Source organism: Simiduia litorea (assembly GCF_042853465.1).
Lineage (GTDB): Bacteria > Pseudomonadota > Gammaproteobacteria > Pseudomonadales > Cellvibrionaceae > Simiduia > Simiduia litorea.
Genome location: NZ_AP031497.1, coordinates 2,810,362 through 2,825,184 on the forward strand (window position 1 = coordinate 2,810,362; position 14,823 = coordinate 2,825,184).

Genomic DNA, 14,823 nt, shown 5'->3' on the forward strand with positions numbered 1-14,823 from the left:
TTCTGACTTTAAATTAGGGTGTAACATATACACCCTAATCTCGCACATTCGATTGCGTCAACTGTGCCTCTCTGACTAACTGTGCGCCCAAGTTCTGATATTGGGCGCGCTGTAAACTGCCGAATAAACCATCTTCGCGCTTTGGCAACGACTCCGCGACGTCATCCCAGTCTTGATCCGTTAAACAACGCATCAATAACGGATACAAGCGAGCATTTTCCCGATGAATATGGGCCAATTGGCCATGTACAAAACCACGAGTTTCTTCAATCACCCGTTCGCGAGGCACCACGCTATCAGATGCTATATGCTGATAGACTTTGAGCGCTATTTTTGTTTGATTTTCCAGCATCTGATGTTCATCCATCAGCCACTGAACGTCCCGAACCTGCTCCACGCCCTTTGCCTTCAACTTAGCAACTAAAGCGTCTTCCAGCGGGTGGTGCCATTGCTGCGGATAAGTATGGATATACTCCAAAACTTCAAGAATTAATGCGACATTGAAGGTATGGTTTTCCGCGCCCAGCTCTAAACAATCAATCTCTCGCTGAACACACTGTAATAATCGCAGAAAGTTCGCGTGATCTTGGCGCAAAGTCATTAACAGGGCATGCATAAGGAGGCTCCAGCCAATTGTGTTCTGTCACAACATACGCCAGGGAAAAGACAGCTCCGTGGACAAATCAATTATAGACTTGCAAAAGCCTCTATCGCCAATCGCCGTGTTACCTTTAAGTCGACCAAAGGCGCTGGATATCCCCTCCTTTCAGAAGCGCGCGGAGAATGAATAAGCTTACCGCTCAGGTGGCTAAGCTCCGGTAGCCAAGTGCGAATAAACTCACCGTCGGGATCAAACCGTTCAGACTGGCTGACTGGATTAAACACGCGAAAGTAAGGTGCTGCATCGGTGCCTGTTGAGGCGCTCCACTGCCAGCCGCCATTATTCGCCGCAAAATCCGCATCGACTAATTGTTGCATGAAGTAAGCTTCACCCAGACGCCAATCAATGAACAAATTTTTAGTAAGATAACTAGCCACCACCATGCGCAAGCGATTGTGCATCCAGCCAGTTTGATTCAATTGCGCCATAGCTGCATCAACAATCGGAACGCCGGTTTTTCCCTCGCACCACAGGCTAAAATCCTCTGGAGCGTTGCGCCACTGCACGGCCCGGGTCTTATCTTGAAAGGGAAGGTTTTTCGACACTTTCGGAAAATGCCACATCACATAATGGTAAAAATCTCGCCAAGCCAATTCGTTTAGCCAGGTTTGCATAGACGGATCGAACCAATCACCCTGTGCTTCATTGAGCCATGCAGTAACACACTGGCGCGGGCCAATCACACCCGCGGCAAGATAGGGCGATAAAGACGACGTCCCCTCTACAGCGGGAAAGTCGCGCTGCAGCTGGTAGTCTCTAACGGACTCAGACAAAAACTGATAGAGCCTACGCTGTGCCTCCTCTTCGCCGGCTGGCCATAATGTCTGCAAGTGCTGGCAGTCTTCTGCGCTTTCAGCACCGGTATAAAGAGCGTCTACCTGCAGAGGTACACGCACCTGTTTGGATCGGGTCTTTGACTCGCCCTTCACTTTCGGTGCTTGCCATTGGGACATTAACAGCGACAACCAATTCTTTTTAAAGGCGCTGAAAACTTTATAGGCAGTGCCCGATAACGTGAGCACTTGATCAGGATTAACTAAACAGCGATCTTGATTGACGTGTAGCTCAACACCTTGGTTTTGCAGCGAGGTCGACACACGCTTATCTCTTTGACGCTCATCCCAGCCAAACTCAACTTGCCAGTGCGCATCTGAAATGTTGTTTTCTTTAGCGAACTTCATAAGCACCGCTGGTGCATCATCGAACCTAGGGGCCTCGAGCAACACCAACTCAATATCATGACTAGCCAGCGACGTCGATAATTCGACAAGCTGGCGCGCAATAAAATCGCGCTTAGGTAAGCCGAGGTTATGGCCTTGCCACTGGGTCTGACTAATCAGAAACACGGCGTAGACTTTTCCACCGGACGTTTTTGCCCGCGACCAAGCTGAGCGCAAGGCTCGGTTATCATGCACTCTAAGATCCGCGCGAAACCAAACTAATTGATTCATAATATTTAACTCTAACAACGTTTGATTTTTACCGGCCGAGCTCTAAATAAAACTACGCAAACCCAACTCAGGCGCGTGTGGCGACCAATAGGTTTGATTGCGCAAATAATCGTCGCGACTGCGTTTTAAATGATGTTTAAACAACGTCAGTGGCGCCACCAAGGGTGTGACCCCCAATCGGTATTGATCAATGGCGGCTAATAACTCTTGCCTATCTTCAGCGTCGACAAAGCGCTTGAAGTAGCCAAGTAAATGCAAAAGCACATTACTGTGGCTCTTTCTATCAGCCAATTTCTTCAGCCCCTCCATCAACAAGGCGATAAATTTCACAGCTACTTCATCGACAGGCAGTTTGTCGTGATTGGCCAGCAATTTACCCACCGCGCGATAATGAGGTTGTGAATGTGCCATCAATTGATATTTATAGGGGCTGTAAAACTCAATTAATTTACCCATGGTCAGCGCCTCGTTATTGAGCAGTCGCCACTCGCGGTAAATGTTTAGGCGCACCATAAAATTTTCGCGAATGACCAGATCGTTTAGCCGACCAGCATCTTCAAAGGGCAGCAACGGGTTGGCTTTTTGTACCGCAAGTGCAAACAGCCCGACACCGTTTTTATCTGCCTGATAGCCGTTAGTTCGATAGGTCTTGACGTTGGCAGGGCCGCAACTGGGCGAGTCATTCATAAACACAAAGCCGTCCAAATCGGGATGACGCTGCATGAAATCCCTACCGATTTGGGTGAGAGCGTCAGCGTAATCAACGTCCGCAGACGGATCTTGGCTAGGCACCACTTTAATAAGATCTTCGCTACGCACTAAGCGTATAGCGGGCCTAGGTACTGGCAAACCAATGGCAACTTCGGGGCAAATAGGCACGAAATCAGCCTGGGTCGCCAGCACTCGCTCACAGAAATCACTGCGCTTGTGACCAGCGTTAAAACGCACTTTCTGCCCCATCAAACAGGCGCTAACACCTACTTTTAATTTACCGCTCATAAATGCCTCCGATTTTTAGACGATACGCACCTTTGTAACCTTTGGATCAGACGCAACTAGAAACCGAGGGTGAATATGCACTATATTTATCGATATGAAGCGGCTAGCAAACCTTAAAGATAGACTCTACCAGCACTACAGCGCACCGCTGACAGACTCATTCGCCCAATTTAAGCTGGGCTCCATGTTATTTTTCTTCGGTTTGGTGCTGGTGTATATGACCCAGCAATTGCTAGACGACTCGTTGCGCCAGGAGATAATTGCGGCCGTCGGCCTAGCTATTGCTGCACTCGGCTTTTTAGTTGCTATGAGCGCCCATGTGAGGATGCTGATCAGCCGGTTATTGCATTTTTTTAAGCGTCATTAACATCGCCGAAATCCGGCAGTAATTTGTCCGGCATTTTCTTGATCGGGTAGACATCGAATCGGCTCGACTTGCCGGCTAGCTCCAGCGCTGGCTTCTGCCCAGCCAAATAAGGGGCTTTGCGGGGGCGCTTCACCACCACTCTAAAGCGAGCGGCCTCCAGCGCTTGGCTTAATAACAAGTCTTGATCCAAGTCTTCGCCCACTAAGCTGTGGAAAGCCGTCATTTCCTTTTTAACCGCTGCACTTTTCTCGCGCGAGGGAAACATCGGGTCTAAAAATATGACATCGGCTTGACGCATGCCTTGGGTGGAGTCGGTTTGTGCATTAAGTAGACGCATTCTCGAAAAAATAGGCTGCAATTGCACATCGCCAGAGGCCAGATGACGAGCCCGATTAAGACCATCCGATAACAGTGCATAAACCACAGGATTGCGCTCCTGCAAGAGCACGCCAGCGCCAAGGCTTGCCAACACGAAGCTATCCCCACCTAAGCCCGCAGTCGCATCCAGTACCAGAGGGCAGACGCTAGGCTTCAGGCCTACCGCCTTGGCCACCATTTGGCCGCGACCACCACCAAATTGACGACGATGATCTGCTGCGCCACCGGTAAAATCGACCCATATTGGCCCCGGTGCCTTTCGCCCCGTGTATTGAAGCTGGAGGCCAGCCGGGGTTAGTTGTAACACCAAGTCTGGATCAGCCAAGCGTGCGGCGTCCGAGAAGCCGAGCAACTGAAAACCAAATTGACTGGCCAGTGTTTCGGCCGCGGCAGCCAAATTTGCATCCGTAAAAATCAGTGGGCAGGTCACACAAACCTCGTCAGCGTTGTTTACCCACTATTCTACGTGAGACCCATGCACGAGCAGAAACTTTATGGCTTAGCCAAGGCACTGTGCACAAAAAACACGCATATCACCTTTCATTTACAACCCAAAAGGATTTTGCAGTGATGGCGACGGCTCAGTGAACCAGCGCGGGCCTGTATCAGTCATATAGAAATGGTCTTCTAAACGCACGCCAAACTCACCTGGCAGTACCAGCATGGGTTCATTAGAAAAAACCATGCCTGTTTTTAAGGGCGTTTGATTGCCGCGCACAAGATAAGGCCATTCGTGAATATCGAGACCACAGCCATGACCGGTTCGATGTGGCAGACCCGGTAGTGCATAATCGGCACTAAAACCCTGCGCAGCCAAAACCTCTCGTGCCGCATCATCGGGCGCAGCGCAGGGGGCATTGAGTTGCGCCGCGTTAAAGGCAGCCAGCTGCGCCAACCGCTCGGCTTCAAATGCTTGCTGCTGGCGTTCGGTTATCTCGCCAAAGGCAAAGCTGCGAGTAATGTCGGAATTGTAGCCGTGCAGCTGACAACCGGTATCGATCAACACCCAATCATTGTCTTGCAATATCTGCGGATTTTTCACCCCGTGCGGAAAACTCGATGCCACGCCGAATAAAACGATACAAAAAGAAGACCCCGTGGCGCCCACCGCGCGATGCGCGTCATCAATATAGTTTTTAACCTCCGTTGTGCTGATGCCTGCACGTAAAATAGACGCCGCAGCCTTATGTACCTCGATGGTCATATCTTTTGCGCGCTGCATCAAGGCGATTTCCCGTTCTGACTTCTGCATCCGGCAACCGGCGCTGATAACATCGGCATTAACCCAACGGTAAGCAGGACAGGCCTTAGCGATGCCATCGGTGATAAAGAAAGACGCACTCTCATCGAGACCAATCAGTCCATCCCTAATACCAAGTTGTGCCAACACCTGACCAAACAATGCGTAGGGACTCTCGTGCTCTTGCCAGCCGTGAAAGGTGCCAGGTACAAGCATGAATTCATTGAGGGTGTTTTCTTCGAAGGCTGGGCCAATGAATTGCAACTCACCAGTAGCCGGCAAGATTGCACCCACCATGCGCTCGCTGGCATACCACTGCATTCCAGTAAAGTAATAAAGGTTGGTGCCAGCATTCAAATACATAGCAGCGATATTTTGCGCTTGCATCAGCGCTTGTGCGCGCGCAATTCGGGCCTGAAATTCAGCAACCGGCAGCGGTGCTACATCGGCGTTCATCACCTGTAGTTTTGCCAACGCCTGCTCGGGCGTTGAGCCACCTACACCTAAACACTTGGTCATAATTCACTCTCTCAATGTAACCGTGAAGGGTGACTTTAAAATATTGTATACACTTTAAAGCCTTCGTGCTGATTAGACTCTTGAGCGTCACAATTCCCCAATAAAATATCAGACTCGTCTTTCAGGCGTCATCAAACTGCAACATGACTGTCATATCTTGCCACGCGCCCAAACCCAGCCGCATTCAGCCCCAGACTCAAAAGGAAGTCACTATGAGCAATGAGCCACAGCCGTTAAGCAACCTACTGTATGCCACCTTAGGTGCGATTTGGCTAACCCTTTCACCGCTTAGCTTGGCCGATATGCCAAGGGTGACCGAAGGCCTACTATTTACCGCCAAGGGTTCTAACACAGTAGGCGCCGAGCTGGTGCCTCGAATGGCTGAACAATACTTGCAAGCAAAAGGCTTGATCAATATTAGCCGTCAAGCCCTAGGTCGTGAAAACGAATATCGCGTGATCGGCTTTCAATCCAATCAGACTCAGCCAAGTTATATCGATATCGCTGCACACGGTTCCTCTACCGCATTCGAAGGCCTAGATAACCAGTCTGCCGACATCGGTATGGCATCGCGCCGGATCAAGTCCGAAGAAGTACAAATGCTTACACACCTCGGCGACATGGAGAGTTTTGCAGCGGAAAAAGTCATCGCCATCGACGGGCTCGCCATCATCGTGCACCCGCAAAATAAATTAGCTGCACTAAACAGTGAGCAGGTGGCCAAAATATTTTCTGGCGAAATAAGCCAGTGGAGCCAGCTTGGCGGCGGGCAAGGCGATATTGTGCGCTACGCCCGAGACGAAAACTCCGGCACTTGGGACACCTTTAAAAATTTGGTACTGGGTAAGCTGCCGCTAGCTAAAGGCACAGCGCGCTTTGAATCCAACGACGAACTTTCCAAGCACGTTGCCGGTAATATTAACGGCATCGGTTTTGTCGGCCTAGCCGCAGTGAATAAAGCCAAGGCACTCGCCATCTACAACCAAGGCACCGAGGCCATGCTGCCCACTGAAATCGCCGTTGCCACCGAGGATTACCTGTTGTCGCGGCGCCTTTATCTGTATCTATCACCGAACTCGAGCAATCCCTTGGTCAACGATTTTATTCATTTTGCTCAGGGCCAAGCGGGTCAGTCGGTCGTAGAAGACGTCGGCTATGTATCGCAAAATCCAAGCTTGGTAAAACCAGATCTGAACAATATCGAAGATCCAGATTATCTGGCGCTCGTTAAAAACGCTCAGCGTCTTTCAGTCAATATTCGCTTTAACGCCGGCAGTGCTGAATTAGATAATAAAGCCCTGCAAGATGTCGCGCGTTTAGCCGCGTTTATGGCGCAACCGGAGCAACAAAACCAACAATTGCTATTGATCGGCTTTGGCGATGCCAAACAAACCGCTTCGCGCGCCACGGTACTTTCAAAGTTACGGGCTACCGCGGTCAAAATGGCGCTATACAATCAGGGGATCGGCTCTGCGCCAGTCGCCGGATTCGGTGCCAGCAAGCAGGTCGATGGATCGAATAAAGAGCGGAATCAACGGGTAGAAGTTTGGTTGCAGTAAGTGCAAAGGATTCCAGCTTGGGGCACAAACGCGCAGGTTTCCGCACTATCGAAAGTACTTAACAATCTTCGATTCAGGTGCCTAAAAGAGGCTGGCTATTAATTTGCACTTAAATGCAGTTCTGGAGAATGCGCTTGGCGCTGTTGATTTAGCCGAGCAATGGTTTTCTTCGCCGCGTCTTCGGTTGCCACCGTACAATCACTTTGCCATTGCGCAGCTGGCAGCGCAGCCTCGCTATGGGCTTCGGACTCACTGACAGAGGAGACAAGGTGCATGGGCAACAGATACCGTTCATCCGCCTTTAGCAAGCGATCGCAGCCACCTGGCGTAATAACGCTAATCCGCTGACCTTTAGCTAACACGAGATTGTCATTCCACGCATCGACAATTTCCAGCTCATAACGTACGCGATCAACACCCAGCGTACCTGGGTTTGAAAGGCCAAAACTGTAAAGAAACTCGCGCTCGACTACCTTGGCTAAGATCTGGGGTTTAACGTCGACCTCTGTGTCGGCAATAGCCGCAGGCATCAAGCCAATCGCACTGAGGGACAGACATAACAAGGATAAGCGCATCATCGACAATCTACATCCCTATGGTATTGTGCATATTCAGTTGATAAACGGCGCCCACCTCAGTGAGCGCCAGCAAGCTTACAAGGGCAATAATTCTAATTCAACGCGGCGATTGCTCTCGCGCCCAGCGGCAGTTTCGTTACTTGCGATTGGGTAAGATTCGCCGTAACCCACTGATTGAATACGGCCTGCCGGGATTTGTTGACCTTGCAGATACTGAGCAACACTGGAAGCGCGCTGCTGGCTCAACACTTGGTTGCTGGAATCACTGCCCACAGAGTCGGTGTGGCCGGCAACTTTAATCGCGGTTTTATTAAATTTCTTTAACACTTTGGCAACACTGTTCAGGGTTGGGTAAAAGTCGCTGCGAATTTCATGACGGCCGCTGGCGAAGGTAATGTTACCCGGCATAATCAAATACACCTTATCGCCGTCTCGACGCACCTGAACACCGGTGCCTTGAAGCTCCTGACGCAAAGCTGCTTCCTGTTGATCCATGTAGTAGCCAACGCCACCGCCGGCAACACCACCTATCACGGCACCGGTTGCAGCAGCCTTGCCGCGATCTTTACCCTTTTTCGCTGTTGCCGCGCCGAGAACCGCGCCGGCAACCGCACCGACAGCCGCACCCGTGGTTGCATTGCTGGTTTTTTCCTCACCGGTGTAAGGATCAATTGTCTGGCAAGCCGCCATTGTCAAAGCCAAAAGAGCAATAAGTAAAAATCGCATTGTGCACCTCAAAAAAGAGTCATAAAAGCTGAAATAGCGCGGTTAAGACCTAAGCGCAGAGACTTAGTTCATTTAACGTGCGGCAGTATACAAGGGTTATAGTGTTGGGATAAGTGGTGGCTATCTCATTACCGGATAGATTTATCGAAACTGGTTATTCAATGCCACTGCAGTTATGCTCTGCGCCATTCCATACGGGGTGCAATAAATGACTGATTACAAACATCTTATACTGCTGTGCCTAAGCAGCGCCTTGCTGTACGCCTGTCAGGGTTACGAGGTAACGCTGAACGACCGCGAAATATACAAACCCGCCCCCGCCCTGACGCAATTCCAAATGGCCGACAACAACCTGCAAAATTGCCTAGACCAAACGATAAAGGACCAAAACATCACAGCCGTGACGCAACTCACTCAGTTGAGCTGCACCCACGCAGGAATCAGAAATCTAACCGGTTTGGGTTACTTCTCAGCGCTCGAGGCACTTAACCTCTCTGACAATGATATCGAGATCATCGAGCCGCTCGCTCAGCTCAGTAAATTAAACGTGCTGCTACTGGAGAATAATCGCATCAAAAGTACAGATGCGGTCTTAGCGCTATTGAAGTTGCAAACGTTGGATTTACGCGGGAACCAAGACTTGGCGTGCGATGAATTGGCTCGCCTCGTAAAGCAAAGCCCAGCGGAGATAACCCTACCCAAACATTGTCGCGAGTGATCCATTAGATCACTCGCGTGTCAGGTTGGCTATTTAGGACAAAACATTAGCCCTATCGTGTTCTTTTCTTGGTGCATCACTTTCATTGCAACAGGGTCGTCGTTAATCTGCCCCGCAATTTTTTTAAAGATCACATGCACTAACGTTCCCGGCGGTGGCACTTGCTCGGTTTCGAGCTGCACAGACGCACCGCCATCGGAGATGTCGCGCGTGTAGCCAACCAAGGTGCCGAAGGCTGGGTGCGTCATCTCTACTCTTATCGATGTCGCTTGACGCGCATATCTGCGTCGCTCTGAATCCACAATATACTCCCTAGAAGCGTCTAAATAATAACCAATGAACTGGAGAAGCAAGTCAACTTGCCCGTCGCCACTGCGGCAAAATCCATTTCAGTATAGGCGGCAAATCCTATGTAACCGGTCATTTTTAGAACCAAGTGCACGACTTACAATCTGCCAAAGAATAAATTCAAACTATTGTACTAAGTAGCGCCCTCGGCTCGATTGTTTTTTGATCAGATTTCAGTTTTATCCCCACTTTCTGTGGATAAGTCTGTGCATGACCCATTTGAAACAGCGCCAATTGCCCTAGTTATGCGGGGCAGATACGGATTGATTAAAATTTAATCAGCAAGAAAAATAATCATAAAAAACAACAAGTTATATATGTCAATATGTTCAGGTGCCATTTTTTTGTCGGCACCAAATCAACGATTCAAGCGACCAACCTTAGGGTGTGGAAATATCTGACAGGTTAGACAGGTCAAAACTTTGCCAGCTGTGAAGGGTTCACTAACTTGAAGCATGTTTCGGCATTTTTTAGCGCCAATAGGTATAAAAATAGCGTATTTGAATGACAAACTAATCTTAGATAGTGTGGTTACTGTCACATTAACGCCCTACACTCGCGCAGCTTTTAACTCCAGCAAACATTTTCCACGCCGTCCCAACCACGACACCCCTACAAGTAGTAAAAACACCATGCAAAAAAAAGCCGCACCTAAAGGTGCGGCCTTTTGAAATGCCGAATGACTTATAGCTTGTCAGCATTTTCTTTCAGGTAAGCAGCCACACCTTCTGGTGATGCAGTCATACCTTTATCGCCATCTTTCCAACCCGCAGGGCACACTTCGCCATGGGCTTGGTTAAACGCCAAGGCGTCAACCATGCGCAACATCTCATCGACGTTACGGCCCAATGGCAGATCGTTCACCACTTGGTGACGCACTAACCCATCCTCATCAATCAAGAAGGAGCCGCGGAAGGCTACGCCACCGTCAGACTCAACATCGTAATCTTTACAGATAGAGTGTGTGATGTCGGCAACCAAGGTGTAGCGAACTGGGCCGATACCGCCTTGATCTACTGGAGTGTTACGCCAGGCGTTGTGGCTGAAGTGTGAGTCAATAGACACACCAATCACTTCGACGTTGCGCTTTTTAAACTCTTCGATGCGATGATCGAAAGCCAACAGCTCAGACGGACAAACAAAGGTGAAATCAAGTGGATAGAAAAACACCACTGCTTTCTTGCCCTTAATGCTCGCGGCCAAATTGTACTCATCAACGATTTCGCCAGATGCCAATACTGCTGCTGCGGTAAAGTCTGGTGCTTGCTTGCCTACTAATACGCCCATGTTTTATCTCCTTGTTCAATTCGAATACAGGGTTTGTAAGGGTAACGCGGTAAACTTAAAGGTCGACTCAAGATAAGCGGCGTCAACCAAAATACAGACGGCGCCAATTACCAAAGTAACGCCCACCATCAGGAAAAATGTCAGCGGCACTATAGTAGCCTGCTAATGCCGCCATATTCATTGAATTTGTATATGGTTCCGATTGCAGCAGATTCAAGGGTAGTCCAAACAAACAGTTATAAATAAGAATTATTCCTATCGGCTATTGACAATGATTCCTATTACCGTAAACTCCTCAACTGTGATTTAACTATCCAGTGAAGAAACATCTATGTACGTCTGCATCTGTAAAGGCATTACCGACTCCCAAATAACCGACGCTGTTGCGGGCGGTGCCACTAACTTACGCAAAGTGCGCAAGGCATTGGGTGTGGCGAGTCAATGTGGCAAATGCAGCATGCTGGCACAAGAAATAATTGATGAAACCTTACAAATGCACACCGGTGGCAGTGGCGATCTGTTCTACGCCGCGGCATAAACGCTAAGCATTCGTATTTTTAATCACGCTACAAATCTAGCTCAATCCCTTATATTTCAAACACTTACAGCCTAAATTCTTGACAGACGCCGAACCTAGGCACACACTTGCTCACTTACACTTTCGAGCAAATGGAGCCCTTGTATGAAAGGCGACCCGCAAGTACTTGTCCACCTCAACAAAGCGCTTGGCAATGAACTCATCGCCATCAATCAATATTTTTTACATGCGCGCATGTATAAAGATTGGGGCCTGAAAGAGCTGGCCGATAAGGAATACCACGAATCCATCGACGAAATGAAGCACGCCGACCTATTGATCGAGCGTATCCTATTTCTGGAAGGCATCCCAAATCTTCAGGACTTGGGCAAGCTGATGATCGGCGAAAACGTTAAGGAAATGCTGAGCTGCGACCTTAAGTTAGAACTTAAAGCGATTCCCGATCTAAAAGCGGGGATTAAGTACTGTGAGTCAGTGCAGGACTATATAAGCAGGGATGTCCTGAAGCATATTTTGGAATCTGAAGAAGAGCACGTGGATTGGCTGGAAACCCAGCTCGGCCTCATTGAGCGTGTGGGTTTACAGAACTACCAACAATCGCAAATGGAATCCTAATAAAAAGCCCGCTTAAGCGGGCTTTTTATTAGCGTCTAGTTAGCAGCCGTAAAGTTTTCTCCCGCCAACGCATTGATGAGCTTTTCTTGCCTGCGCAACAATTTATCGGGCTCATAGGTTTTACTAGGGACTTTACCCCAAACTGGGCCGGGCCACGCGGCATCCTGCTCAAAACGAGCGATATGGTGTAGATGCAGCTGCGGCACCATATTGCCAAGAGCCGCTACATTGATCTTTTTTGGGTCAAATAAGCTCACCATCACCTCGGCAAGTAAACAGGACTCATCCATCAAAACATGGCGCTCCTGCTCATTGAGGTGATGAATTTCAGTGATTGATGCCCGCTCAGGGATCAATAAACACCAGGGATAATTGGCGTCGAGACTCAATCTCACCTGACATAGCGCCATTCGCCCCAATAGCACGGAATCTTTTTCTAACTGCGGGTGAAGGGAAAACATAACCTACCTCATTGTGCCCATTGGCCTATGCCCCTTAGAATAGCCGGTTTGAAGTTCATGATCTATTAAAGAGAAAGCCATGCGCGCTAGTCGTTTTTTGATTGCCACCCTTAAAGAAACCCCCAACGATGCAGAAGTGATCAGCCATCAGCTGATGTTAAGGGCGGGCATGATCCGCAAACTTGCCTCAGGTCTCTATACTTGGCTACCACTCGGTTTAAGGGTGTTGCGGAAAGTAGAAGCCATCGTGCGCGAGGAGATGAACGCCGCCTGCTCGCAAGAGGTTCTAATGCCTGTGGTACAACCAGCTGAGCTATGGCAAGAATCCGGCCGCTGGCAGCAATACGGGCCAGAATTATTGCGTATAACCGATCGCCACCAACGCGCTTTTTGCCTAGGTCCGACCCATGAAGAGGTCATCACCGATTTAGTGCGCAACGAAATTAAATCTTACAAACAGCTACCCGCTAGCTTTTATCAAATTCAAACCAAGTTCCGCGACGAAATCCGCCCGCGTTTTGGCGTCATGCGCTCGCGCGAATTCATCATGAAAGACGCCTACTCCTTTCATGCCAGCCAAGCATGTTTGCAAAAAACTTACGACACCATGCATCAAGCCTATTGCAATATCTTCGACCGAATCGGTTTAAAATATCGCCCAGTGCTAGCGGATACCGGCTCAATAGGCGGTGCCTTCTCCCACGAATTTCACGTGTTAGCCGCCAGTGGTGAGGACGCAATCGTGTTTAGCGACGGCTCAGACTACGCCGCGAATATCGAAAAGGCCGAGGCCATTGCCCCCGCTGGCACCCGCCCGTCAGCAAACCAAACCCTGACCAAAGTGGCGACGCCAAATGTCACTACCATTGAAGAGGTTTGTCAGACCCTCAACATCGACCCTACAAACACGGTAAAAACACTTATCGTCCTAGGCGAGTCGAAACAAGACCAACCGCAGTCGCTCATTGCACTGGTTTTACGCGGTGATCACGCGCTCAATGAAATTAAGGCGGAGAAACTCGCCGGTGTCGCCAATCCCTTAGTCTTCGCCTCAGAGGAACAAGTGAAAGCGGCCCTAGGTGTAAGCGTTGGTTCTATCGGCCCAATCAACTTAGCGATCGAGATGATTGTTGATCGCGCCGCCGCTCACTTGGCAGACTTTGCCTGTGGCGCCAACGAAGATGGCTTCCACTTTACTGGCGCAAACTGGTCGCGCGATGCCGAATGCACGCGTATCGAAGACATGCGCAATGTTGTCGCTGGCGATCCAAGCCCCGATGGTAAAGGCCAATTGGATATCAAACGCGGCATCGAGGTTGGCCACATATTCCAGCTCGGCACTAAGTACTCAGAGGCGCTGAGCGCAAAAGTATTGAGTGAAAATGGCAAAGCAGAAACCATGACCATGGGCTGCTACGGCATTGGTGTGACCCGCGTCGTCGCTGCTGCCATTGAACAAAATCACGACCAGAACGGTATCGTTTGGCCGACAGCCATCGCGCCCTTCCACGTGGCACTTGTACCGATAAACATGAATAAATCTGAGGCCGTTCGCTCAGCCTGTGAAACGATCTACGCCGAACTCATAGCCGCTGGAGTAGACGTTTTATTTATGGATGAAGACAAGGCACGACTCGGTGTCATGCTGGCCAACGCTGAACTTATGGGCATTCCACACCGTATCGTTATTGGCGACCGTGGTTTGGAAACCCAAGAAGTTGAATACAAAGGTCGCCGAGACAGCGAAAGCCGTCAATTGCCTTTAGCCGGCATCGTCAACTACATCAAGACAGAAGTCGCCTAACGTGCGCGCTTGCTGCTGTGTCTTGCTAACACTTGTGCTTGGCTTCGCTAATAGCCATCACGTGTTAGCGAACACGGCAACGCCTGAGATTGACGACGAATTAAGAACCCTACTGTTAAACGCTGTTAAATCTTCCGATAGCTTTGTCGATCGCTTTGACGCCGAAGCCTGGTTAATGTTGCAATCCAATAAGCTCAACCGGTTCGTCAAAGAACCGGAAAAGCGCTTAACCATCTTGCGCGCAGTGCACAGCGAAGCGAAACGCGCCGGTTTACAACCAGAATTGGTCTTAGCGGTGATCGAAATTGAAAGTGCCTTCGATCGCTACGCTGTTTCGCGGGTTGGCGCCCAAGGCATGATGCAAGTTATGCCCTTTTGGAAACTCGAAATTGGTCGCGCTGACGACAACCTCATCGATATGCATACCAACCTACGGTATGGCTGCACCATCCTCAAACACTATATCAATCGATCTGACGGCCACTGGGCCGATGCTTTAGCACGCTACAACGGCTCCTATGGCAAATATTGGTATTCAGAAAAAGTTCTTAATGCCTGGCAGCGCTGGCGCTAA

At 49.6% G+C, this 14,823-nt stretch carries 17 protein-coding genes; 7 read left to right on the plus strand and 10 right to left on the minus strand.

Annotated features, from left to right (window positions below; translation table 11 throughout):
* Positions 1–34: 34 nt before the first annotated feature.
* The 3 genes from ACGHTT_RS12435 to ACGHTT_RS12445 all read right to left on the minus strand — a co-directional run bounded on the left by ACGHTT_RS12435 (position 35) and on the right by ACGHTT_RS12445 (position 3,111).
* The gene (locus tag ACGHTT_RS12435; RefSeq protein WP_390590952.1) at positions 35–616 is read right to left on the minus strand and encodes a hemerythrin domain-containing protein; all 582 of its coding nucleotides are present in this window, start codon (positions 614–616) and stop codon (positions 35–37) included.
* Positions 617–687: 71 nt separating this feature from the next.
* Positions 688–2,112, minus strand: coding sequence for a cryptochrome/photolyase family protein (locus ACGHTT_RS12440; RefSeq protein WP_390590953.1), 1,425 nt, complete (start codon positions 2,110–2,112; stop codon positions 688–690).
* A gap of 42 nt (positions 2,113–2,154) precedes the next feature.
* On the minus strand, positions 2,155–3,111 hold the full coding sequence (locus tag ACGHTT_RS12445) for a YbgA family protein (protein WP_390590954.1): 957 nt from the start codon (positions 3,109–3,111) through the stop codon (positions 2,155–2,157).
* A 94-nt stretch (positions 3,112–3,205) separates the two neighbouring features.
* On the opposite strand from ACGHTT_RS12445, the gene ACGHTT_RS12450 reads away from it, so the two are divergent.
* Positions 3,206–3,478, plus strand: coding sequence for a hypothetical protein (locus ACGHTT_RS12450; protein ID WP_390590956.1), 273 nt, complete (start codon positions 3,206–3,208; stop codon positions 3,476–3,478).
* On the opposite strand, the gene ACGHTT_RS12455 is transcribed toward ACGHTT_RS12450, so the two are convergent.
* Together ACGHTT_RS12455 and ACGHTT_RS12460 are read right to left on the minus strand one after the other, a co-directional pair.
* Positions 3,465–4,286, minus strand: a complete 822-nt coding sequence (locus ACGHTT_RS12455; RefSeq protein ID WP_390590958.1) for a class I SAM-dependent methyltransferase — start codon at positions 4,284–4,286, stop codon at positions 3,465–3,467. The two genes, ACGHTT_RS12450 and ACGHTT_RS12455, sit on opposite strands and share 14 nt — an antisense overlap.
* Positions 4,287–4,400: 114 nt before the next feature.
* Entirely contained in the window at positions 4,401–5,615 is a 1,215-nt protein-coding gene (locus ACGHTT_RS12460; RefSeq protein WP_390590959.1) for a M24 family metallopeptidase, read from the minus strand.
* Between the two features lie 212 nt (positions 5,616–5,827).
* Between ACGHTT_RS12460 and ACGHTT_RS12465 the strand changes: the two genes are divergently transcribed.
* Positions 5,828–7,174: a substrate-binding domain-containing protein gene (locus tag ACGHTT_RS12465; protein WP_390590960.1), complete on the plus strand. Its 1,347-nt coding sequence runs from the start codon at positions 5,828–5,830 to the stop codon at positions 7,172–7,174.
* Positions 7,175–7,272: 98 nt separating this feature from the next.
* Here the strand turns inward: ACGHTT_RS12465 and ACGHTT_RS12470 are convergent, their stop codons facing one another.
* Together ACGHTT_RS12470 and ACGHTT_RS12475 are read right to left on the minus strand one after the other, a co-directional pair.
* Positions 7,273–7,752, minus strand: coding sequence for a hypothetical protein (locus tag ACGHTT_RS12470; RefSeq protein ID WP_390590962.1), 480 nt, complete (start codon positions 7,750–7,752; stop codon positions 7,273–7,275).
* 75 nt (positions 7,753–7,827) lie between these two features.
* A complete protein-coding gene (locus tag ACGHTT_RS12475; RefSeq protein WP_390590963.1) occupies positions 7,828–8,478 on the minus strand; it encodes an OmpA family protein in 651 nt (216 codons plus the stop codon).
* 208 nt (positions 8,479–8,686) lie between these two features.
* Here ACGHTT_RS12475 and ACGHTT_RS12480 point away from each other — a divergent pair, with 208 nt between their 5' ends.
* A complete protein-coding gene (locus ACGHTT_RS12480) occupies positions 8,687–9,196 on the plus strand; it encodes a hypothetical protein (RefSeq protein WP_390590965.1) in 510 nt (169 codons plus the stop codon).
* A 29-nt stretch (positions 9,197–9,225) separates the two neighbouring features.
* On the opposite strand, the gene ACGHTT_RS12485 is transcribed toward ACGHTT_RS12480, so the two are convergent.
* Together ACGHTT_RS12485 and ACGHTT_RS12490 are read right to left on the minus strand one after the other, a co-directional pair.
* Positions 9,226–9,498, minus strand: a complete 273-nt coding sequence (locus ACGHTT_RS12485; protein ID WP_390590967.1) for a PilZ domain-containing protein — start codon at positions 9,496–9,498, stop codon at positions 9,226–9,228.
* 730 nt (positions 9,499–10,228) lie between these two features.
* On the minus strand, positions 10,229–10,831 hold the full coding sequence (locus ACGHTT_RS12490; protein ID WP_390590969.1) for a peroxiredoxin: 603 nt from the start codon (positions 10,829–10,831) through the stop codon (positions 10,229–10,231).
* Positions 10,832–11,162: 331 nt separating this feature from the next.
* Between ACGHTT_RS12490 and ACGHTT_RS12495 the strand changes: the two genes are divergently transcribed.
* Together ACGHTT_RS12495 and bfr are read left to right on the plus strand one after the other, a co-directional pair.
* Positions 11,163–11,369, plus strand: coding sequence for a bacterioferritin-associated ferredoxin (locus ACGHTT_RS12495; RefSeq protein ID WP_390590970.1), 207 nt, complete (start codon positions 11,163–11,165; stop codon positions 11,367–11,369).
* A 144-nt stretch (positions 11,370–11,513) separates the two neighbouring features.
* Positions 11,514–11,984 carry a bacterioferritin gene (gene bfr / locus ACGHTT_RS12500; protein WP_390590971.1) on the plus strand — a complete coding sequence of 157 codons (471 nt, stop codon included), beginning with the start codon at positions 11,514–11,516 and terminating at the stop codon, positions 11,982–11,984.
* Positions 11,985–12,019: 35 nt separating this feature from the next.
* On the opposite strand, the gene ACGHTT_RS12505 is transcribed toward bfr, so the two are convergent.
* Positions 12,020–12,445, minus strand: coding sequence for an HIT domain-containing protein (locus tag ACGHTT_RS12505; protein WP_390590973.1), 426 nt, complete (start codon positions 12,443–12,445; stop codon positions 12,020–12,022).
* Positions 12,446–12,524: 79 nt separating this feature from the next.
* Between ACGHTT_RS12505 and ACGHTT_RS12510 the strand changes: the two genes are divergently transcribed.
* Both ACGHTT_RS12510 and ACGHTT_RS12515 read left to right on the plus strand, forming a co-directional pair.
* Complete coding sequence (locus ACGHTT_RS12510) at positions 12,525–14,249, plus strand: proline--tRNA ligase (RefSeq protein ID WP_390590975.1); 1,725 nt, start codon at positions 12,525–12,527, stop codon at positions 14,247–14,249.
* Positions 14,250–14,310: 61 nt separating this feature from the next.
* On the plus strand, positions 14,311–14,823 hold the full coding sequence (locus tag ACGHTT_RS12515) for a lytic transglycosylase domain-containing protein (protein ID WP_390590977.1): 513 nt from the start codon (positions 14,311–14,313) through the stop codon (positions 14,821–14,823).

Bases quoted from the DNA above. Each gene is read 5' to 3' on its own strand.
- ACGHTT_RS12480 (WP_390590965.1), top strand. From the start codon at position 8,687: ATGACTGATTACAAACATCTTATACTGCTGTGCCTAAGCAGCGCCTTG.
- bfr (WP_390590971.1), top strand. From the start codon at position 11,514: ATGAAAGGCGACCCGCAAGTACTTGTCCACCTCAACAAAGCGCTTGGC.
- ACGHTT_RS12475 (WP_390590963.1), bottom strand. From the start codon at position 8,478: ATGCGATTTTTACTTATTGCTCTTTTGGCTTTGACAATGGCGGCTTGC.
- ACGHTT_RS12440 (WP_390590953.1), bottom strand. From the start codon at position 2,112: ATGAATCAATTAGTTTGGTTTCGCGCGGATCTTAGAGTGCATGATAAC.
- ACGHTT_RS12470 (WP_390590962.1), bottom strand. From the start codon at position 7,752: ATGATGCGCTTATCCTTGTTATGTCTGTCCCTCAGTGCGATTGGCTTG.
- ACGHTT_RS12495 (WP_390590970.1), top strand. From the start codon at position 11,163: ATGTACGTCTGCATCTGTAAAGGCATTACCGACTCCCAAATAACCGAC.
- ACGHTT_RS12510 (WP_390590975.1), top strand. From the start codon at position 12,525: ATGCGCGCTAGTCGTTTTTTGATTGCCACCCTTAAAGAAACCCCCAAC.
- ACGHTT_RS12450 (WP_390590956.1), top strand. From the start codon at position 3,206: ATGAAGCGGCTAGCAAACCTTAAAGATAGACTCTACCAGCACTACAGC.
- ACGHTT_RS12490 (WP_390590969.1), bottom strand. From the start codon at position 10,831: ATGGGCGTATTAGTAGGCAAGCAAGCACCAGACTTTACCGCAGCAGCA.
- ACGHTT_RS12435 (WP_390590952.1), bottom strand. From the start codon at position 616: ATGCATGCCCTGTTAATGACTTTGCGCCAAGATCACGCGAACTTTCTG.
- ACGHTT_RS12445 (WP_390590954.1), bottom strand. From the start codon at position 3,111: ATGAGCGGTAAATTAAAAGTAGGTGTTAGCGCCTGTTTGATGGGGCAG.
- ACGHTT_RS12465 (WP_390590960.1), top strand. From the start codon at position 5,828: ATGAGCAATGAGCCACAGCCGTTAAGCAACCTACTGTATGCCACCTTA.
- ACGHTT_RS12505 (WP_390590973.1), bottom strand. From the start codon at position 12,445: ATGTTTTCCCTTCACCCGCAGTTAGAAAAAGATTCCGTGCTATTGGGG.
- ACGHTT_RS12460 (WP_390590959.1), bottom strand. From the start codon at position 5,615: ATGACCAAGTGTTTAGGTGTAGGTGGCTCAACGCCCGAGCAGGCGTTG.